Source organism: Streptomyces sp. NA02950 (genome assembly GCF_013364155.1).
In the GTDB taxonomy this organism is placed as follows: domain Bacteria; phylum Actinomycetota; class Actinomycetes; order Streptomycetales; family Streptomycetaceae; genus Streptomyces.
Window position 1 is genome coordinate 167,637 of the sequence record NZ_CP054916.1, and the last position, 21,477, is coordinate 189,113.

Annotated in this window: 6 protein-coding genes and 2 pseudogenes; 5 read left to right on the plus strand and 3 right to left on the minus strand. The window is 69.1% G+C overall.

From position 1 onward, the window contains the following. Window positions 1–2: 2 nt before the first annotated feature. Window positions 3–161: pseudogene (locus HUT19_RS00785) on the plus strand (leucine zipper domain-containing protein); the annotation flags it as partial. Window positions 162–341: 180 nt separating this feature from the next. On the opposite strand, the gene HUT19_RS00790 reads toward HUT19_RS00785, so the two are convergent. The 3 genes from HUT19_RS00790 to gntD are packed head-to-tail and all read right to left on the minus strand — an operon-like array spanning window position 342 to window position 12,744. Continuing rightward, the gene (locus HUT19_RS00790) at window positions 342–10,799 is read right to left on the minus strand and encodes a non-ribosomal peptide synthetase (RefSeq protein WP_176178591.1); all 10,458 of its coding nucleotides are present in this window, start codon (window positions 10,797–10,799) and stop codon (window positions 342–344) included. A 45-nt stretch (window positions 10,800–10,844) separates the two neighbouring features. Continuing rightward, a complete protein-coding gene (locus tag HUT19_RS00795) occupies window positions 10,845–11,615 on the minus strand; it encodes an SDR family NAD(P)-dependent oxidoreductase (RefSeq protein ID WP_176178592.1) in 771 nt (256 codons plus the stop codon). 31 nt (window positions 11,616–11,646) lie between these two features. Next, window positions 11,647–12,744: a guanitoxin biosynthesis L-enduracididine beta-hydroxylase GntD gene (gene gntD / locus HUT19_RS00800; RefSeq protein WP_176178593.1), complete on the minus strand. Its 1,098-nt coding sequence runs from the start codon at window positions 12,742–12,744 to the stop codon at window positions 11,647–11,649. A gap of 436 nt (window positions 12,745–13,180) precedes the next feature. Between gntD and HUT19_RS42545 the strand changes: the two are divergent. The 4 genes and pseudogenes from HUT19_RS42545 to HUT19_RS00815 form a co-directional block, all read left to right on the plus strand. After that, window positions 13,181–13,312 (plus strand): annotated as a pseudogene (locus HUT19_RS42545) (transcriptional regulator); the annotation flags it as partial. Between the two features lie 122 nt (window positions 13,313–13,434). Beyond that, window positions 13,435–14,223 carry a thioesterase II family protein gene (locus tag HUT19_RS00805; RefSeq protein WP_176178594.1) on the plus strand — a complete coding sequence of 263 codons (789 nt, stop codon included), beginning with the start codon at window positions 13,435–13,437 and terminating at the stop codon, window positions 14,221–14,223. Between the two features lie 112 nt (window positions 14,224–14,335). Beyond that, window positions 14,336–14,542, plus strand: a complete 207-nt coding sequence (locus HUT19_RS00810; RefSeq protein WP_176178595.1) for an MbtH family protein — start codon at window positions 14,336–14,338, stop codon at window positions 14,540–14,542. Window positions 14,543–14,661: 119 nt separating this feature from the next. After that, window positions 14,662–21,204 carry a non-ribosomal peptide synthetase gene (locus HUT19_RS00815; RefSeq protein ID WP_176178596.1) on the plus strand — a complete coding sequence of 2,181 codons (6,543 nt, stop codon included), beginning with the start codon at window positions 14,662–14,664 and terminating at the stop codon, window positions 21,202–21,204. The last annotated feature ends 273 nt before the right edge of the window (window positions 21,205–21,477 follow it).

The following is a 21,477-nucleotide window of genomic DNA, read 5'->3' on the forward strand; positions in this document are numbered from 1 at the left end:
GCGTGACTCACCGCAACGCACCGTTGTCCGTTGAAGGGCGCCGCCGCCTCGTCGAGCGCTGCCGAACGCGCCCCATTGCTCACGTCGCCGCTGAGATGGGGATCTCCCGGGCCTGTGCCTCAAAGTGGGTGAACCGCTACCGCAGACTCGGCGAGATCGGACATGGAATGCGCCGGTCAGCGGTTCGATGGGCGCCCGGCTACCGCAAGGCCGTTGGGTGGAGTCGACCCTGACGACCAAGGCTTGACGAAACAGACCCCCTGACGCTTCGGTGGCCTGTCGGCTCGGACGCGTCCGGTATGGCATCGCACCTGCACCGCTGTACCGGACGGAGCCTTCCGTCAGTCGTGGCAGGGTGCATTGCCCATCTCTGTCAAGAATTCCGAGATCGCACCTCCGACTCCGGCCAGGATGTCCGGCCTGGTCATGTCGTGGTGATGACACGGGAGCCGAATCTCCCTCAGTTCACCCACGTGATACGGAGCCCAGCTCACGGCCGGAGAGACGCCGTCCGTCACACTTTTCGCCGCAGCCAGGAAGAGCAGATTGCCTTCGTACACCTCAGGGGTGTGGTCCCGGAGAATCCGGCTCTTGTTCCGGAACACCCGGATGACTGCGTCCATGTCCTGTCCCGTCGATGCCAGGAGGTCGGGCACCTGCGGACGTATCGCCTCCTCAGCGCGGAGCGCGGCGGCTCCCGCGTCGGCTGCGTCGTCGACCGGGTCAGGCGGCGCCGAGGGGAAGGCATCCATAAGGATGAGGGCCGCCACCTTCTCGCCCTGCGCCTGAAGCCGGACAGCCATTTCGTGGGCTACGGTTCCGCCGAAGGACCAGCCGAGCAGGTGGTACGGCCCGGACGGCTGCACAGCCCGGATCTGTTCCAGGTAGTCGGTGGCCATGTCCCGCAGGGATCCGGGCAGACTCTCGCCGTCGTCCAGGCCGCGGGCTTGGAGACCGTACACGGGGAAGTCCGCCGACAGGTGCCTTGCCAGGGGAAAGTAGCTCCAGCTCAGCCCCGATTGAGGAGGCAGGCAGAAGAGGGGGACCCCGCTCCCTCCAGCTCGGATGCGCAGCAGCCTGCGCCGGAGGCCGTCCGCCGCCGTAGACGGCGCCCTCACGGCCGTGGCGAGGTCCGCCACGGTGGGATTCTCGAACACCGTGCGCGCCTCCGTACGAATCTCCAGCAAAGCGCGGATCCGGCCCACCACCCGCGTCACCATCAGCGACTGCAGTCCGAGCTCGAAGAAGTTGTCATCGATCCCGATGTCCGGCACACCGACGACCTCCGCGATCACCGCGCACAACACCTCTTCCAGCATCGTGCGAGGCGCCCTGCCCACCACAGCCACGCCATACTCCGGCACCGGCAGCGCCCTGCGATCCAGTTTCCCGTTGGGTGACAGGGGCAGTGCGTCCAGGACCATTACCGCGGTGGGCACCATGTAGTCCGGCAATGTCCGGGCTGCGTACCGGCGCACATCGGTCACATCGACGGCACGGCCCGCCACCGGCACGACATAGCCCACCAGCCTTGCGTCACCGGGACGGTCCTCGCGGGCCACCACCACCGCCTGGGCGATGTCGGGGCGGGCGGTGAAGGTGGCTGCGATCTCCCCGGGTTCGATACGCAGTCCGCGTAGTTTGATCTGGTCGTCGGTGCGGCCCAGGTACTCCAGGCTGCCGTCGGGCCGCCAGCGGGCCAGGTCGCCGGTGCGGTACATCCGCTCTCCCGGAGCGCCCAGGGGGCAGGCGACAAACCGCTCGGCGGTCAGTCCGGGACGGTTGACATAGCCCCGCGCCAGCTGCACACCCGCCAGATACAGCTCACCCCGCACCCCCGGCGGGACCGGGCACAACGCCTCGTCCAGAACATACGCCCGGGTGTTCCACACCGGTGCACCGATCGGCACCGCACTGCCGTCGTCCCTGGTGCAGCGCCAGGCGGTGACATCGACCGACGCCTCGGTGGGACCGTAGAGATTGAGCAAGGGGACATCCAGCACGCTCTGGAAGTCATCCCGCAGCCCGGCCGGCAACGCCTCACCGCTGCAGAACACCGCCCGCAGCGCCGTACACGCCGCGGCATCCGGCTCCCGGAGAAACACCTGCAGCACCGACGGCACGAAATGGGCCACCGTGACCCCCTCCCGCCGTATCAGCTCGGCCAGATAACCCGGATCCCGGTGTCCGCCCGGGGCCGCCACCACCAACGTCCCGCCCTGAGCCAGCGGCCAGAAGAATTCCCACACCGACACGTCAAAGCTGTATGGCGTCTTCTGCACCACCCGGTCACCCGGCCCGATCGGATGCCACTCCTGCATCCACGCCAACCGGTTCACCACACCCTCATGCGGGATGACCACGCCCTTGGGCTGTCCGGTCGACCCGGAGGTATACATCACATACGCCGGGTGAGCGGGCGTGAGGGATTCCGGGATCCCGCGGGCCGGTTCACACCCCGCCAGGTCCGCGACCGTGTGCGGGTCATCGAGGATGACCACCGGCAGGGAATGCGTGTCCGGCAGCACCGGCCGCAGCCCCTCCACGGTGATCACCAGGGCCGGGCGGGCGTCGCGCAGCATGTACTCCAGCCGGCCCGGCGGGTAGTCCGGGTCCAGCGGAAGGTAGGCGCCTCCGGCCCGGTGCACCGCCAGCAGCGCGACCACCAGATCCACCGACCGCTCCAGCGCCACTGCCACCACCGACTCCGGCCCCACCCCCTGACCGGCCAGATAACCCGCCAGCCGCCCCACCCGCCCATCAAGCTCCGCGTAACTCACAGCGGTATCCCCGCACACCACCGCCACAGCCTGCGGAGCGGCAGCCACCCGCGCCTGCAACAACCCCGGCAGCACCCCCGGCACCACCCCCGGCACCACGTCCCGGGCGGTGTCGTTGAAACCATGCACCACCCGGTCACGCTCTCCCGCATCAAGCAGCAAGATCTGCTGCGGCCCGGCATCGGCAGCCGTCTCCAGCAGGGACGCCAACGACTCCAGCGCGTTGTGCACCCACCCGGCCACGACACCGGGATCCACCGGGGTGGCCGCGGCGACGGTCAGCTCGAAACCCTCACCGGTGTCATCCACGGACAGAGTCAGAGGGTAATTGTTCCGTTCGCGGGAGAGGAGCACGTCGATTCCGTCAAGCCAGCGGGTGGGCTCGTCCAGCCCGGTGCTGGTCCCCTCCTCCAGGAAGGGGCTATGGCGGTAGTTGAGGAGTGAGGTGAACAAGGGGGCCCCGGTGGGGCGACCGGTGGCCTGCTGGGCCAGGCTCAGCGGCGCGTGCTCGTGATCGAGCAGGTCGGCAAGCTGCCGCTGCAGCCCCTGGACCGCATCGGCGACACCCCCTGCGCCCAGACGGACACGCACCGGCAGCGTGTTGATGAACGGGCCCGGTACCCGGTCGGCACCCGCCCCCGCCTGCATCCGCCCGAACAGCACCGTGCCGAAGACGACATCCTGGCGGCCCGAGGCCACCGCGACCACCCGTGCCCACACCAGATGGAACAACGCCGCCGGACTCACCCCCAGCCGCCGCGCCTGCTGCCGTACCCGCCCGGCCACACCGGCATCGACCACCCGCACCGCCTCATGCACCTGACGCCCATCGCCATGCACATCCACCAGCCCGAACGGCGCGGTCGGCTCATCCACCCCCGCCAGCAGCCCCGCGAAGAACTCCTCATGCTCCCGACGCGAGATACGCAGCCGCGCCTGAGCCACAAAGTCCCGGAACGGCAACGGAACCCCAAGCCCCGCCTCACACCCCTCCAAAAACGCCCGCACCTCCCCCAACAACACCTCCGATGCGGTGTGATCATGGATAAGGTGGTGCACCTGGACCAGGGCCAGGTGCCGCTGAGTACCGGGCACCGCGGCGGTCAGGACACGCAGCAGCGGCGCACGGCCCACCATCAGTGGCGTATCGCCCGCCCGGAGCAGGGCGTAGGTCAGCCCAGCGACATCCCCACCGGCGTGCGGGGAGGCGGTACCGGGATCGATGTCCAGGTGTTCGGTGTGGATGCGGGCCTCGCGCTGTACGACCTGCACCGGCTCGGGCAGGCCCTCCCACAGCACCGCCGTGCGCAGGATGTCATGCCGGTCCACCACACACTGCAGCGCACGCAAGAACGCCCTCAGACGCTCCCGGTCCTCCAGCATGAGGACGACCGGTAGGACGAACACATCGCTGGTCTGGGGTTCGAGGAGGTGGTGGAGGAGAAGCCCCTCCTGAAAGGGGGCGAGGGGGTAGACATCCGCGATGTTCGGCGCGCCGCCCGGAATCCTGGCCACGATGCCGTCGATCTCCGCCTGATCCAGGTCCACCAGCGTCAGCATCTGCGGCGTGATCCGCTCCGCCCCGGCCGGAATACCGTTGGCAGGCACCACCACCTCACCGCGGCCCACCGCCGACCGCGCCAGACTCTCCACCGTCGGCGTCGCGAACAACGCCCGCACATCGACAGCAACCCCCCGCGCCCGCAGACGCTCCACCACCCGCGTCACCATCAGCGACTGCAGTCCGAGCTCGAAGAAGTTGTCATCGATCCCGATGTCCGGCACACCGACGACCTCCGCGATCACCGCGCACAACACCTCTTCCAGCATCGTGCGAGGCGCCCTGCCCACCACAGCCACGCCATACTCCGGCACCGGCAGCGCCCTGCGATCCAGTTTCCCGTTGGGTGACAGGGGCAGTGCGTCCAGGACCATTACCGCGGTGGGCACCATGTAGTCCGGCAATGTCCGGGCTGCGTACCGGCGCACATCGGTCACATCGACGGCACGGCCCGCCACCGGCACGACATAGCCCACCAGCCTTGCGTCACCGGGACGGTCCTCGCGGGCCACCACCACCGCCTGGGCGATGTCGGGGCGGGCGGTGAAGGTGGCTGCGATCTCCCCGGGTTCGATACGCAGTCCGCGTAGTTTGATCTGGTCGTCGGTGCGGCCCAGGTACTCCAGGCTGCCGTCGGGCCGCCAGCGGGCCAGGTCGCCGGTGCGGTACATCCGCTCTCCCGGAGCGCCCAGGGGGCAGGCGACAAACCGCTCGGCGGTCAGTCCGGGACGGTTGACATAGCCCCGCGCCAGCTGCACACCCGCCAGATACAGCTCACCCCGCACCCCCGGCGGGACCGGGCACAACGCCTCGTCCAGGACATACGCCCGGGTGTTGGGCATCGGTGCGCCGATGGGCACCGCACTGCCGTCGTCCCTGGTGCAGCGCCAGGCGGTGACATCGACCGATGCTTCGGTGGGACCGTAGAGATTGAGCAACGGCACATCCAGCACGCTCTGGAAGTCATCCCGCAGCCCGGCCGGCAACGCCTCGCCGCCGCAGAGCATGATCTTCAGATGGGTGGAGGCCCGGGCGGCCGGCTCCCGGAGGAACGCCTGCAGCACCGACGGCACGAAGTTGGCCACCGTGATGTGTTCCCGCTGCATCAGCTGGGCCAGATAGCCCGGATCCCGGTGTCCGCCGGGGGCCGCCATGACCAGCGTCGCGCCCTGAGCCAGCGGCCAGAAGATCTCCGAAACCGATACATCGAAGGCGATCGGGGTTTTGTGGAGCACCCGGTCCGAAGAACCGAGTGCGTACTGTCCCTGGATGGCTGCCAGCCGGTTGACGATGCCCTCATGCGGGATGATCACGCCCTTGGGCTGTCCGGTCGATCCGGAGGTGTACATCACATACGCCGGGTGAGCGGGCGTGAGGGATTCCGGGATCCCGCGGGCCGGTTCACACCCCGCCAGGTCCGCGACCGTGCGCGGGTCATCGAGGATGACCACCGGCAGGGAATGCGTGTCCGGCAGCACCGGCCGCAGCCCCTCCACGGTGATCACCAGGGCCGGGCGGGCGTCGCGCAGCATGTACTCCAGCCGGCCCGGCGGGTAGTCCGGGTCCAGCGGAAGGTAGGCGCCTCCGGCCCGGTGCACCGCCAGCAGCGCGACCACCAGATCCACCGACCGCTCCAGCGCCACTGCCACCACCGACTCCGGCCCCACCCCCTGACCGGCCAGATAACCCGCCAGCCGCCCCACCCGCCCATCAAGCTCCGCGTAACTCACAGCGGTATCCCCGCACACCACCGCCACAGCCTGCGGAGCGGCAGCCACCTGCGCCTGGAACAACCCCGGCAGCACCCCCGGCACCACCTGACGGGCGGTGTCGTTGAAACCATGCACCACCCGGTCACGCTCTCCCGCATCAAGCAGCAAGATCTGCTGCGGCCCGGCATCGGCAGCCGTCTCCAGCAGGGACGCCAACGACTCCAGCGCGTTGTGCACCCACCCGGCCACGACACCGGGATCCACCGGGGCGGCCGCGGCGACGGTCAGCTCGAAACCCTCACCGGTGTCATCCACCGAGCAAGCCAGGGGATAGTTCGAGCGCTCGCGGCTGAACACCACCTCGATACCCTCCAGTCCGGTGATGAGTTCCTGGCTGGAGGAGGGGTTATGGCGGTAGTTGAGGAGTGAGGTGAACAAGGGGGCCCCGGTGGGGCGACCGGTGGCCTGCTGGGCCAGGCTCAGCGGCGCGTGCTCGTGATCGAGCAGGTCGGCAAGCTGCCGCTGCAGCCCCTGGACCGCATCGGCGACACCCCCTGCGCCCAGACGGACACGCGCCGGCAGCGTGTTGATGAACGGGCCCGGTACCCGGTCGGCACCCGCCCCCGCCTGCATCCGCCCGAACAGCACCGTGCCGAAGACGACATCCTGGCGGCCCGAGGCCACCGCGACCACCCGTGCCCACACCAGATGGAACAACGCCGCCGGACTCACCCCCAGCCGCCGCGCCTGCTGCCGTACCCGCCCGGCCACACCGGCATCGACCACCCGCACCGCCTCATGCACCTGACGCCCATCGCCATGCACATCCACCAGCCCGAACGGCGCGGTCGGCTCATCCACCCCCGCCAGCAGCCCCGCGAAGAACTCCTCATGCTCCCGACGCGAGATACGCAGCCGCGCCTGAGCCACAAAGTCCCGGAACGGCAACGGAACCCCAAGCCCCGCCTCACACCCCTCCAAAAACGCCCGCACCTCCCCCAACAACACCTCCAACGCAAGCCGGTCATGAACGAGGTGGTGCACCTGGACCAGGGCCAGGTGCCGCTGAGTACCGGGCACCGCGGCGGTCAGGACACGCAGCAGCGGCGCACGGCCCACCATCAGTGGCGTATCGCCCGCCCGGAGCAGGGCGTAGGTCAGCCCAGCGACATCCCCACCGGCGTGCGGGGAGGCGGTACCGGGATCGATGTCCAGGTGTTCGGTGTGGATGCGGGCCTCGCGCTGGACGACCTGCACCGGCTCGGGCAGGCCCTCCCACAGCACCGCCGTGCGCAGGATGTCATGCCGGTCCACCACACACTGCAGCGCACGCAAGAACGCCCTCAGACGCTCCCGGTCCTCCAGCATGAAGACGACCGACAACACATGGACATCGCTGGTCTCCGGTTCGAGGAGGTGGTGGAAGAGCAGGCCCTCCTGCAAAGGCGCCAGGGGGTAGACATCCGCGATGTTCGGCGCGCCGCCCGGAATCCTGGCCACGATGCCGTCGATCTCCGCCTGATCCAGGTCCACCAGCGTCAGCATCTGCGGCGTGATCCGCTCCGCCCCGGCCGGAATACCGTTGGCAGGCACCACCACCTCACCGCGGCCCACCGCCGACCGCGCCAGACTCTCCACCGTCGGCGTCGCGAACAACGCCCGCACATCGACAGCAACCCCCCGCGCCCGCAGACGCTCCACCACCGTCACCGCCATCAGCGACTGCAGTCCGAGCTCGAAGAAGTTGTCATCGATCCCGATGTCCGGCACACCGACGACCTCCGCGATCACCGCGCACAACACCTCTTCCAGCATCGTGCGAGGCGCCCTGCCCACCACAGCCACGCCATACTCCGGCACCGGCAGCGCCCTGCGATCCAGTTTCCCGTTGGGTGACAGGGGCAGTGCGTCCAGGACCATTACCGCGGTGGGCACCATGTAGTCCGGCAATGTCCGGGCTGCGTACCGGCGCACATCGGTCACATCGACGGCACGGCCCGCCACCGGCACGACATAGCCCACCAGCCTTGCGTCACCGGGACGGTCCTCGCGGGCCACCACCACCGCCTGGGCGATGTCGGGGCGGGCGGTGAAGGTGGCTGCGATCTCCCCGGGTTCGATACGCAGTCCGCGTAGTTTGATCTGGTCGTCGGTGCGGCCCAGGTACTCCAGGCTGCCGTCGGGCCGCCAGCGGGCCAGGTCGCCGGTGCGGTACATCCGCTCTCCCGGAGCGCCCAGGGGGCAGGCGACAAACCGCTCGGCGGTCAGTCCGGGACGGTTGACATAGCCCCGCGCCAGCTGCACACCCGCCAGATACAGCTCACCCCGCACCCCCGGCGGGACCGGGCACAACGCCTCGTCCAGAACATACGCCCGGGTGTTCCACACCGGTGCACCGATCGGCACCGCACTGCCGTCGTCCCTGGTGCAGCGCCAGGCGGTGACATCGACCGACGCCTCGGTGGGACCGTAGAGATTGAGCAAGGGGACATCCAGCACGCTCTGGAAGTCATCCCGCAGCCCGGCCGGCAACGCCTCACCGCTGCAGAACACCGCCCGCAGCGCCGTACACGCCGCGGCATCCGGCTCCCGGAGAAACACCTGCAGCACCGACGGCACGAAATGGGCCACCGTGACCCCCTCCCGCCGTATCAGCTCGGCCAGATAACCCGGATCCCGGTGTCCGCCCGGGGCCGCCACCACCAACGTCCCGCCCTGAGCCAGCGGCCAGAAGAATTCCCACACCGACACGTCAAAGCTGTATGGCGTCTTCTGCACCACCCGGTCACCCGGCCCGATCGGATGCCACTCCTGCATCCACGCCAACCGGTTCACCACACCCTCATGCGGGATGACCACGCCCTTGGGCTGTCCGGTCGACCCGGAGGTATACATCACATACGCCGGGTGAGCGGGCGTGAGGGATTCCGGGATCCCGCGGGCCGGTTCACACCCCGCCAGGTCCGCGACCGTGTGCGGGTCATCGAGGATGACCACCGGCAGGGAATGCGTGTCCGGCAGCACCGGCCGCAGCCCCTCCACGGTGATCACCAGGGCCGGGCGGGCGTCGCGCAGCATGTACTCCAGCCGGCCCGGCGGGTAGTCCGGGTCCAGCGGAAGGTAGGCGCCTCCGGCCCGGTGCACCGCCAGCAGCGCGACCACCAGATCCACCGACCGCTCCAGCGCCACTGCCACCACCGACTCCGGCCCCACCCCCTGACCGGCCAGATAACCCGCCAGCCGCCCCACCCGCCCATCAAGCTCCGCGTAACTCACAGCGGTATCCCCGCACACCACCGCCACAGCCTGCGGAGCGGCAGCCACCCGCGCCTGGAACAACCCCGGCACCACCCCCGGCACCACCTGACGGGCGGTGTCGTTGAAACCATGCACCACCCGGTCACGCTCTCCCGCATCAAGCAGGGGGATGGCACTGAGGGGCTGGTCGGGGTAGGTAGTGACATGGTGGAGGAGGCGGGTGAGCCAGTTGGCGATCTGTTCGGCGCGGTCGGCGTCGAACAGATCGAGGGCGTATTCCAGGACTCCGGTCAGTCCGTCGGGCGCGCCGTCCTGGGTGAAGTGTTCGGTCAGGTTGACGGAGAGGTCGAATTTGGCGATCGCTGCGATGACCGGATGGGGCTCGACGTTCAGGCCCGGCAGTTCCAGCTTGGGCACCTCGTTGTTCTGGAAGGCGAGCATGACCTGGAACAGTGGGTGGCGTGCGGTGGAGCGCACCGGGTTGACGATCTCCACCAGGCGTTCGAAGGGCAGCTCCTGGTGGGCGTAGGCGGCCAGGTCGGCCTGCTTGACCCGATCGATCAGGACTCGGAAGGGCGGGTCCCCGCTGGTGTCGGTGCGAAGCACCAGGGTGTTGATGAAGAAGCCGACCAGGTCGTCGAGTGCCTCATCGGTGCGTCCGGCGAGAGGGGTGCCGATGGGGATGTCGTGGCCGGCGCCGAGGCGGGTCAGCAGGGCGGCCAGGGCGGCCTGGACGATCATGAAGGGGCTGGCCTGGCAGGCGCGGGCCAGGTCGGTGAGCCGACGGTGGACGTCGGCGTCGATGCGCACCTCGATGGTGTCTCCGCGGTGGGAGGCGGTGGCCGGACGCGGCCGGGACACCGGCAGCTCCAGCTCGTCCGGCAGGCCCGCCAGGGTCTCGGTCCAGTAGGCCACCTGGCGGCTGATCAGGCTGTCAAGGTCGTCTTCGCTGCCGAGCAACTCGTGCTGCCACAGGGTGTAGTCGGCGTACTGCACGGGCAACTCGGCCCAATCAGGGGCTCGGCCGGCGATGCGGGCCGCGTACGCCTGTGCCACATCCCGCGCCAGCGGAGCCAGCGACCAGCCGTCCCCAGCGATGTGGTGCAAGACCAGCAGGAGCACATGCGTCCGCGCGTCCAGGCGGAACAGGTGCGCCCGCAACGGTGCGTCCACCGACAAGTCGAAGCCATGCCCGGCTGCCTCCGCAAGCGCCGCAGCCGGCCCTTCATCGCCCACTTCGGTCACACGCAGCACCGGCTGGGCCACCCCCGGCTTCAGCACCTTCTGCCGCGGCACACCGTCGTGGTCGGGGAAGACCGTCCGCAGGCTCTCATGCCGCTCGACGACGTCCGCCAGCGCCATCTCCAGCGCCGGCACGTCCAGCAGACCGGAAAGGCGCAGGCCGATGGGGAGGTTGTAGGTCGCGTTCGGCCCCTCCAACTGGTTGAGGAACCACAACCGGCGCTGGGCAAACGACAGGGGGATCATGCTTTGGCTTCCTCGATCTCGGGGAGGGGAGACAGATGGGCGCTCTCAGCGCAGTGGCCCCGTGGGCCCCGGGAAGAATGCGGTGGTCGCACCGGCCGTTTCCGCTCCGTCCACCACGAACTGCTGGCCCGACACGAATGACGCTTGCGGCGAAGCCAGGAAGTGGAAGACGTCCGCGATCTCCTCCGGACGGGCATGCCTGCGGGCCGGAATACGCTCGTTGACCTCGTCGAGCATGGAGTCGGTGTATTCGGCGCGCTGCATGGGCGTCAGAACGGCACCTGGAGCGACGCAGGCCGTCCTGATCATCGGGCTGAGCTCGATGGCAAAGGTCTGGCACAGCGAGGCCACAGCCGCTTTGCTGGCGTTGTAGTCGGCGTAGAGCGGGTAGCCGCGGGAGCCGTTGACGGACGCCGTCGCGAGCAGCACGCCTTCGCCCTGGCGCAGCATGTGTGGGGTGGCATGGCGCCACAGGGCGAGGACACCCATCAGATTGACGTCCAGAGTGCGCCGTACCTCGTCCTCGGTGAGGTCCAGGATGCCGCGCCGAACGCTGATTCCGGCGTTGGCGATGACCACGTCGATCCGGCCGCGCTCGGCGTGTACCCGGTCGACGACTTCCCTGACGGAGGACCAGTCGGCGACGTCCACCTCGATCCATCTGACCCGGCCTCCGCCCTCACGGGTGCCGTTGACCGTGTCGGGCGCCGGTGGCAACAGGTCGAGATTGATCACATGGTCGCCGGAACGGGCGAAACGCTCAGCGGTGGCGAGCCCGATTCCGCTGGACGCGCCGGACACGATGATGGTGCGCATGGGTCGGTGATTCCTTATCCGCGGTACGGGCTCAGACGATGACGCGGTGGCTGTCGAGGGCGTAACCACTGAAATTGCGCCGTAGGTTGCGGCTGACGGTGAGCTTCTTCAGCCAGCGGTCCGTGCCGTCGTATCGCGCGCTGAACGGCCGGCGGCCGTGTACCGCACGGTAGTTGTCCACGATCAGGAGTGAGCCGGGGGCCACCACGATGTCCTGCTGCACACGGTGGAGCTCGGCCATGAGCCGGTCGAGCGCGGCCTCGGCCTCGGTGTCACCGGATCGGACACGCATGAAGGGTCGGTCGATTCGCAGGTAGGGATTGAGCCGGTCGCCGGACAGAACAGCGGTGAGCGGCGGCCGTTCCACCATCTCGTACAACTTCGCCAGTGCGGGATGACCGGGTGCGTCCTTTTCCAACTGACGGATGTGCTCGGTGTCCGGCAGGATATGGAAACGGCCCTCGGCGAGCACCGTGCGGTCGCGGTCGCTGAGCCGGGTGTGGCGGACGGACGCGACGATGGTCGGCACCCGGTCCGGATTGCGCAGCCCGAACAGCAGCAGGTAGTCGCAGCGGTTCGGGTGGAAGCCGTCCTCGGTGTGGAACTCCAGCAGGCTTTCGCTGCCGTAGCCGCTCTGCCGTTCCTCGTCGCCGCTGATCGGCAGGATGTTCTGGATGATTCGCCCCTCCTGCAGGGTCACCCAGCCGAACGGGTCGCCCAGCACCATCCCGCACAGCGCCAGCCATAGCTCCTGATCCCTGGCCGACTTGCCGTGGATGGCCTGGCGCCAGTGCTCCGGTGTGGGTCCCAGCAATACGTCGTCCACCCGGAAGCCGTGTACCAGACACGCGGCTGCGCGCTCGGTCCGGCGGAAGGAGAGGAGAAAGGAGCGCAGCCCGGCGGGCAACAGCTCCTCGGCCGCGTGGGCCTGGTCGAAGAAGTCCGGCAGGCTGGGCGCCCCGTAGACGTCCGCGAGGTCCGAGGCGATCTTGCGGAGAGCGGTGGCCTCTGCCGCGTCGAGACGGTATTCCAGGGGGGTGTCGACGCCGCCGTCAGGGTTCCGGCCGGGGCAGCCCTCGTTGGCCGAGTCCGGGTGGGGCGCGTCAACGGCGGGGTAGGGCTGTGTCATGTGACGGGTTCCTCACCAAGTCGTGACCGCGCAGGTCGTCCGTCGTTCGGATCTGTGCGGTTCACGCGCCGCTGCCGGACCGCGTGCTGGTGCCGCACTGGACCGGCCGAGCTGCTCGCACCACCTGCCCCCGGCCCGGGGCAGCCGCCGCAGAGTTCGCTCACTGAACTTCGGGTGTCCCCGGCGCGGCTCGGCGTAAGAAGCCGCCCATTGCGGGGAATCACGACGACACGTGGGGGCATCGGGCGGCTGGTGGAGACTGTGATGTTCGGGATGTGCATGGGGCTCCTGTGGGGGTGGGCCGCGGCACGCTGATGTCGCCGCGCCCCGCGTCCTCTCCACGATCGGCCTGGGTTCCGCCCTCCATCCAGGGGACATCAACCCGGGGGATGGCATCCCCTGGTTAAGCCCACCTGCGCGAGTTGAGGATGAGGGCGTGCAACTTCCCGAACTCGCCGCATTCCCGAAGTCCCGGCGGGTCCGCGTCCGGGCCGGTCGGATGGGCCTGCCCACCGGGCCCCGGCGGCGCATGCCCGGCCTGCGGCGCGAGAAGGTCGCCCAGGTGGCAGACCGCACCGGCCCGCCGGCTGCGGACGGCGCCGCCGCGCACGTCGGACGGCCCTGCTCGGACTGCCGGACCGGCTCATGCCGCAGCTCGCGGCGACGATGCCTGCCTGCACGTGAGGCCGTATGAGCAGCGCGACTCTCCCCTTCTGGCACCGCCGGAACACAGATGCTGTGGCCCGGCTGTTCTGCGTCCCACACGCCGGTGGCGGCGCCCTCGCCTATCGGGACTGGATTCCCGAGGGCGGCCGTGACCTCGATGTCCAGCCTGTCCAACTGCCCGGGCGGGAGGGGCAGGCGGGCGCGCCCCTGGTCGACACAATGACGACGCTGGTCAACGGGGTCCTGGGCCCTGCCGTCGCCGAGGCGTCCGACCGCCCCATCGTTCTGTTCGGGCACAGCATGGGCGCCGCCATCGCCGCGGAGATCACCGCCTGGCTGCTGCGGCACGGTCGGCGCGCCCCCGAACTGCTCGTCGTCTCCTCATACTCCGGAAGCGAGGACTCCCCTCTCCGCCACGGGGCCGATGTCACCGACGAGGAGTTGATCGAGAACGTGCTGCCCATGGGAGGCACGGATCCACGGGTGCTCCTCGAGAGCAGCATGCGGGCTTACTTCCTGGAGGTCATACGCAACGACCTGCGCCTGCTGCGTACCTACCGCAGGAGCTACCGTCGGCTGCCGGTCCCCATCCTGGCCGTCGGCGGCGACGCCGACGACGGCGTGTCGCCCGCGGATCTGGCCGCCTGGCGGGACCGGTCCTCGTCGTCCTTCCGGCTGTGCGTACGCTCCGGGGGCCACTTCCCCTCGCGCGAGCAGGCACGGCACCTCGTGGACCTGGTACGCGAAGACCTTTCCCACCGGGCGTTCGACACCGGGACCAAGGGTGGTCCGGTGCCTGACCTCCAACGCTGAGTCGCGCAGGGAGCCCGCCGCTCCCTTCCCACCATCCACGCCACGTTGCCCATCAGGGGCTCATCCCGTGCACACGGCGTCGTACCCACACAGTCGAAAGGTGAGACACCCCATGACGAACCCATTCGAGGATGCAGAAGGTGAGTTTCTGGTGCTGGTCAACTCCGAGGAACAGCACTCGATCTGGCCGGCTCAGCTGGAGGTCCCAGCGGGCTGGACGACCGTCTTCGGCGCGGCGGGGCAGGACGCCTGTGTCGCCTATGTGAATGAGCACTGGACCGACATACGTCCCTTGAGCCTGCGCGACGCATCCGTCTGACCGCTCCACCGCCCGCGGTCCCCCACTGACCGATCGCACGAGCGGCCCCTACTCCTCGTCCAAGAACCCACCCTCACTGGGAAGTTGTCGTGACTGCAGCCGGTACCCGTCTCCCCCTCATGTCTTCCCAGCTCGGTGTCTGGTTCGCCAGTCAGACCGGTGGGAACCGGGGCTATTGGATCGCTGAGTACTACGATATCGATGGTCCCGTCGAGGGAGAGGTGTTCGAGAAGGCCTGGTATCAGGCATTCGACGAGGTGGAGTCCGGGAGCATCCGCGTCACGGAGGAAAACGAGGGGCTCTACCAGACAACGGGTGCAGCCCCCAGGCCCGTCATCCAGTGGCTGGACCTCTCCGACGAGCCCTCCGCGGAGGCGGCGGCGCACCAGTTCATGTCGGCGGACCTGGACCGTGACGTGGACCTCACAACGGCACCACTGGTGTCCGTCGCACTCATCAAGGTGTCCGACAAGCGTTTCTTCTGGTACCAGAAGGTGCACCACATCGCGTTGGACGGCTACGGGGGCTCGCTGTTCGCCCAGCGAGTGGGACACCTCTACAACGCCCGGTTCCACGGCACGGAACCCGGCCCCTCCGGTTTCGGACGGCTGGCCTCACTGGTGGAGGCGGACCTCCGCTACCGCGACTCCGAGCAGTTCGCACTCGACCGCCTGTACTGGGCGGAGCGGCTCGCCCGCTGCGCTCCCGCACAGCCCCTCTCCGACCACTCCAGGCTGCCCGGCTCCCGTCATCAGCCTGACTCCCGTCGGACCCTCCGTGTCACGGCAGACATCACCCCCGAGCTGCGCGAACGGATCAGGACCACCGTCAGCCGTGCTTTCCCTGCGGTCATCGGGGCGCTCGTGGCGCTGTACATGCACAAGTCCGGCTCCGGACGTGACGTCGTCCTCGGACTCCCGGTGACGGCACGCGTGTACCAGGAAGCCCGCCGGACGCCATGCATGATGTCGAACATGCTCCCCATCCGGTTGTCCGTGGACGCCGACCTCACGTTTCCCCAGCTCGTACGCCGGACGTCGCAGCACATGCGGGAGGCGCTGCCCCACCAGCGCTACCCACTGGAGGCCATCCACCGCGATCTCGGTCTGCCCCCGGGAGGGGCGAGGGTCGTCGGCCCCAGCGTCAACGTGATGACTTTCGACGATGGCATGTTCGACCTCGGTGGGGCCGGCGTGACAGCGCACAACCTGGCCATCGGCCCGGTTGAGGACATGTCGGTCACCGTCTACGACCGACACGACGGACGTGGCATGCAGATCATGCTCGACGTCAACGCCGACAGCTACGACCTTGAGCAGGCCACCACTCACCTCGACCGTATGGTACGTCTGCTGGAACGCGTCCCCGACGATGCCGAGCGCCGCCTCGCCGAGATGGATCTGCTGACGGCGGAGGAGCGTGACCGGGTGGTGCATGGTTTCAACGACACCGCCCGTCAGGTGGTGCCGGGGGTGGTGCCGGGGTTGTTCCAGGCGCGGGTGGCTGCCGCTCCGCAGGCTGTGGCGGTGGTGTGCGGGGATACCGCTGTGAGTTACGCGGAGCTTGATGGGCGGGTGGGGCGGCTGGCGGGTTATCTGGCCGGTCAGGGGGTGGGGCCGGAGTCGGTGGTGGCAGTGGCGCTGGAGCGGTCGGTGGATCTGGTGGTCGCGCTGCTGGCGGTGCACCGGGCCGGAGGCGCCTACCTTCCGCTGGACCCGGACTACCCGCCGGGCCGGCTGGAGTACATGCTGCGCGACGCCCGCCCGGCCCTGGTGATCACCGTGGAGGGGCTGCGGCCGGTGCTGCCGGACACGCATTCCCTGCCGGTGGTCATCCTCGATGACCCGCACACGGTCGCGGACCTGGCGGGGTGTGAACCGGCCCGCGGGATCCCGGAATCCCTCACGCCCGCTCACCCGGCGTATGTGATGTACACCTCCGGATCGACCGGACAGCCCAAGGGCGTGATCATCCCGCATGAGGGCATCGTCAACCGACTGGCCTCGCTCCAGGGACAGTACGCACTCGGTTCTTCGGACCGGGTGCTCCATAAGACCCCGATCGGGTTCGACGCATCGGTTTCGGAGATCTTCTGGCCGCTGGCTCAGGGCGCGACGCTGGTGGTGGCGGCCCCGGGCGGACACCGGGATCCGGGCTATCTGGCCGAGCTGATACGGCGGGAGCGGATCACGGTGGCCGATTTCGTGCCGTCGATGCTGCAGGCGTTTCTCCGGGAGCCGGATGCCGCGGCGTGTACGGCGCTGCGGGCGGTGTTCTGTGGCGGTGAGGCGTTGTCGGCCGGGCTGCGGGATGAGCTCCAGGCCGTGCTGGATGTGCCGTTGCACAATGTGTACGGTCCCACCGAGGCGTCGGTCGATGTCACCGCCTGGCGCTGCACCAGGGACGACGGCAGTGCGGTGCCGATCGGTGCACCGGTGTGGAACACCCGGGCGTATGTTCTGGACGAGGCGTTGTGCCCGGTCCCGCCGGGGGTGCGGGGTGAGCTGTATCTGGCGGGTGTGCAGCTGGCGCGGGGCTATGTCAACCGTCCCGGACTGACCGCCGAGCGGTTTGTCGCCTGCCCCCTGGGCGCTCCGGGAGAGCGGATGTACCGCACCGGCGACCTGGCCCGCTGGCGGCCCGACGGCAGCCTGGAGTACCTGGGCCGCACCGACGACCAGATCAAACTACGCGGCTTCCGCATCGAACCCGGCGAGATCGAATCCGCTCTGGCCGCCCACCCCGACATCGCCGAGGCGGTGGTGGTCGTCCGCGAGGACCGTCCCGGCGACCGCCGACTCGTCGGCTACGCGGTACCCACCACCCCCCAACGGCCCGTGGACCCACAGCAACTGCGCCACTTCACCGGCCGGCACCTGCCCGACTACATGATCCCGGCGACAGTCGTCATCCTGGACGCACTGCCCCTGTCACCCAACGGGAAACTGGATCGCAGGGCGCTGCCGGTGCCGGAGTATGGCGTGGCTGTGGTGGGCAGGGCGCCTCGCACGATGCTGGAAGAGGTGTTGTGCGCGGTGATCGCGGAGGTCGTCGGTGTGCCGGACATCGGGATCGATGACAACTTCTTCGAGCTCGGACTGCAGTCGCTGATGGCGGTGACGGTGGTGGAGCGTCTGCGGGCGCGGGGGGTTGCTGTCGATGTGCGGGCGTTGTTCGCGACGCCGACGGTGGAGAGTCTGGCGCGGTCGGCGGTGGGCCGCGGTGAGGTGGTGGTGCCTGCCAACGGTATTCCGGCCGGGGCGGAGCGGATCACGCCGCAGATGCTGACGCTGGTGGACCTGGATCAGGCGGAGATCGACGGCATCGTGGCCAGGATTCCGGGCGGCGCGCCGAACATCGCGGATGTCTACCCCCTGGCGCCTTTGCAGGAGGGCCTGCTCTTCCACCACCTCCTCGAACCGGAGACCAGCGATGTCCATGTGTTGTCGGACCTCCTCATGCTGGAGGACCGGGAGCGTCTGAGGGCGTTCTTGCGTGCGCTGCAGTGTGTGGTGGACCGGCATGACATCCTGCGCACGGCGGTGCTGTGGGAGGGCCTGCCCGAGCCGGTGCAGGTCGTACAGCGCGAGGCCCGCATCCACACCGAACACCTGGACATCGATCCCGGTACCGCCTCCCCGCACGCCGGTGGGGATGACCCTGATCCCGGTACCGCCTCCCCGCACGCCGGTGAGGATGACCCTGATCCCGGTACCGCCTCCCCGCACGCCGGTGAGGATGACCCTGATCCCGGTACCGCCTCCCCGCACGCCGGTGGGGATGTCGCTGGGCTGACCCACGCCCTGCTCCGGGCGGGCGATACGCCACTGATGGTGGGCCGTGCGCCGCTGCTGCGTGTCCTGACCGCCGCGGTGCCCGGTACTCAGCGGCACCTGGCCCTGGTCCAGGTGCACCACCTTATCCATGATCACACCGCATCGGAGGTGTTGTTGGGGGAGGTGCGGGCGTTTTTGGAGGGGTGTGAGGCGGGGCTTGGGGTTCCGTTGCCGTTCCGGGACTTTGTGGCTCAGGCGCGGCTGCGTATCTCGCGTCGGGAGCACGAGGAGTTCTTCGCGGGGCTGCTGGCGGGGGTGGATGAGCCGACCGCGCCGTTCGGGCTGGTGGATGTGCATGGCGATGGGCGTCAGGTGCATGAGGCGGTACGGGTGGTCGATGCCGGTGTGGCCGGGCGGGTACGGCAGCAGGCGCGGCGGCTGGGGGTGAGTCCGGCGGCGTTGTTCCATCTGGTGTGGGCACGGGTGGTCGCGGTGGCCTCGGGCCGCCAGGATGTCGTCTTCGGCACGGTGCTGTTCGGGCGGATGCAGGCGGGGGCGGGTGCCGACCGGGTACCGGGCCCGTTCATCAACACGCTGCCGGCGCGTGTCCGTCTGGGCGCAGGGGGTGTCGCCGATGCGGTCCAGGGGCTGCAGCGGCAGCTTGCCGACCTGCTCGATCACGAGCACGCGCCGCTGAGCCTGGCCCAGCAGGCCACCGGTCGCCCCACCGGGGCCCCCTTGTTCACCTCACTCCTCAACTACCGCCATAACCCCTCCTCCAGCCAGGAACTCATCACCGGACTGGAGGGTATCGAGGTGGTGTTCAGCCGCGAGCGCTCGAACTATCCCCTGGCTTGCTCGGTGGATGACACCGGTGAGGGTTTCGAGCTGACCGTCGCCGCGGCCGCCCCGGTGGATCCCGGTGTCGTGGCCGGGTGGGTGCACAACGCGCTGGAGTCGTTGGCGTCCCTGCTGGAGACGGCTGCCGATGCCGGGCCGCAGCAGATCTTGCTGCTTGATGCGGGAGAGCGTGACCGGGTGGTGCATGGTTTCAACGACACCGCCCGTCAGGTGGTGCCGGGGGTGCTGCCGGGGTTGTTCCAGGCGCAGGTGGCTGCCGCTCCGCAGGCTGTGGCGGTGGTGTGCGGGGATACCGCTGTGAGTTACGCGGAGCTTGATGGGCGGGTGGGGCGGCTGGCGGGTTATCTGGCCGGTCAGGGGGTGGGGCCGGAGTCGGTGGTGGCAGTGGCGCTGGAGCGGTCGGTGGATCTGGTGGTCGCGCTGCTGGCGGTGCACCGGGCCGGAGGCGCCTACCTTCCGCTGGACCCGGACTACCCGCCGGGCCGGCTGGAGTACATGCTGCGCGACGCCCGCCCGGCCCTGGTGATCACCGTGGAGGGGCTGCGGCCGGTGCTGCCGGACACGCATTCCCTGCCGGTGGTCATCCTCGATGACCCGCGCACGGTCGCGGACCTGGCGGGGTGTGAACCGGCCCGCGGGATCCCGGAATCCCTCACGCCCGCTCACCCGGCGTATGTGATGTACACCTCCGGATCGACCGGACAGCCCAAGGGCGTGATCATCCCGCATGAGGGCATCGTCAACCGGCTGGCAGCCATCCAGGGACAGTACGCACTCGGTTCTTCGGACCGGGTGCTCCACAAAACCCCGATCGCCTTCGATGTATCGGTTTCGGAGATCTTCTGGCCGCTGGCTCAGGGCGCGACGCTGGTCATGGCGGCCCCCGGCGGACACCGGGATCCGGGCTATCTGGCCCAGCTGATGCAGCGGGAACACATCACGGTGGCCAACTTCGTGCCGTCGGTGCTGCAGGCGTTCCTCCGGGAGCCGGCCGCCCGGGCCTCCACCCATCTGAAGATCATGCTCTGCGGCGGCGAGGCGTTGCCGGCCGGGCTGCGGGATGACTTCCAGAGCGTGCTGGATGTGCCGTTGCTCAATCTCTACGGTCCCACCGAAGCATCGGTCGATGTCACCGCCTGGCGCTGCACCAGGGACGACGGCAGTGCGGTGCCCATCGGCGCACCGATGCCCAACACCCGGGCGTATGTCCTGGACGAGGCGTTGTGCCCGGTCCCGCCGGGGGTGCGGGGTGAGCTGTATCTGGCGGGTGTGCAGCTGGCGCGGGGCTATGTCAACCGTCCCGGACTGACCGCCGAGCGGTTTGTCGCCTGCCCCCTGGGCGCTCCGGGAGAGCGGATGTACCGCACCGGCGACCTGGCCCGCTGGCGGCCCGACGGCAGCCTGGAGTACCTGGGCCGCACCGACGACCAGATCAAACTACGCGGACTGCGTATCGAACCCGGGGAGATCGCAGCCACCTTCACCGCCCGCCCCGACATCGCCCAGGCGGTGGTGGTGGCCCGCGAGGACCGTCCCGGTGACGCAAGGCTGGTGGGCTATGTCGTGCCGGTGGCGGGCCGTACCGTCGATGTGACCGATGTGCGCCGGTACGCAGCCCGGACATTGCCGGACTACATGGTGCCCACCGCGGTAATGGTCCTGGACGCACTGCCCCTGTCACCCAACGGGAAACTGGATCGCAGAGCGCTGCCGGTGCCGGATCTCACCTCGGTGGCAGGACGCCGACCGCGTACTCCGCGCGAGGAGACCCTGTGCAAGCTGTTCGGAGAAGTGCTCGGGGTCGAGCACGTCGGCATCGACGACAACTTCTTCGAACTGGGCGGGCATTCCCTGCTGGCCACGCGAGTGGTCAGCCGCATTCGCTCCACTCTCGGCATCGATGTGTCGATCGGAACTCTGTTCGAGGCGCCGACCGTGGCCGAACTCGGTGAACACCTCTCCGACGCGGTGAACTCGGAGCGCCCCAAGCTGCGCCGCATGCAGCGGCCCCTGGACGACGACTGACCGCGGATGCCGTTGCTCGGATCTCCCAGCCGACGGAGGCCGCGACTGTGACGCCTATGGTTGCGAGTTCGCCGTGGATTGCCCGCGAGCGGTGCCGGTTGCCCGGGCGAGGAAGGGAACGACCTAGTAGGACTCCGTCAGGTCTTTGCGTCGGTTGTGTTCAGCTGCATGGTGGGTGTGTGGATGCACATGAAGTGAACCGTTCTCGGGCCACGTTGGCGTTATTCGTGGCGGAGGTGTTCGCCTCGGTACCGCGGAAGGACCAGCGGGCCA

Bases quoted from the DNA above. Each gene is read 5' to 3' on its own strand.
- HUT19_RS00815 (WP_176178596.1), top strand. From the start codon at position 14,662: ATGTCTTCCCAGCTCGGTGTCTGGTTCGCCAGTCAGACCGGTGGGAAC.
- HUT19_RS00795 (WP_176178592.1), bottom strand. From the start codon at position 11,615: ATGCGCACCATCATCGTGTCCGGCGCGTCCAGCGGAATCGGGCTCGCC.
- HUT19_RS00790 (WP_176178591.1), bottom strand. From the start codon at position 10,799: ATGATCCCCCTGTCGTTTGCCCAGCGCCGGTTGTGGTTCCTCAACCAG.
- gntD (WP_176178593.1), bottom strand. From the start codon at position 12,744: ATGACACAGCCCTACCCCGCCGTTGACGCGCCCCACCCGGACTCGGCC.
- HUT19_RS00805 (WP_176178594.1), top strand. From the start codon at position 13,435: ATGAGCAGCGCGACTCTCCCCTTCTGGCACCGCCGGAACACAGATGCT.
- HUT19_RS00810 (WP_176178595.1), top strand. From the start codon at position 14,336: ATGACGAACCCATTCGAGGATGCAGAAGGTGAGTTTCTGGTGCTGGTC.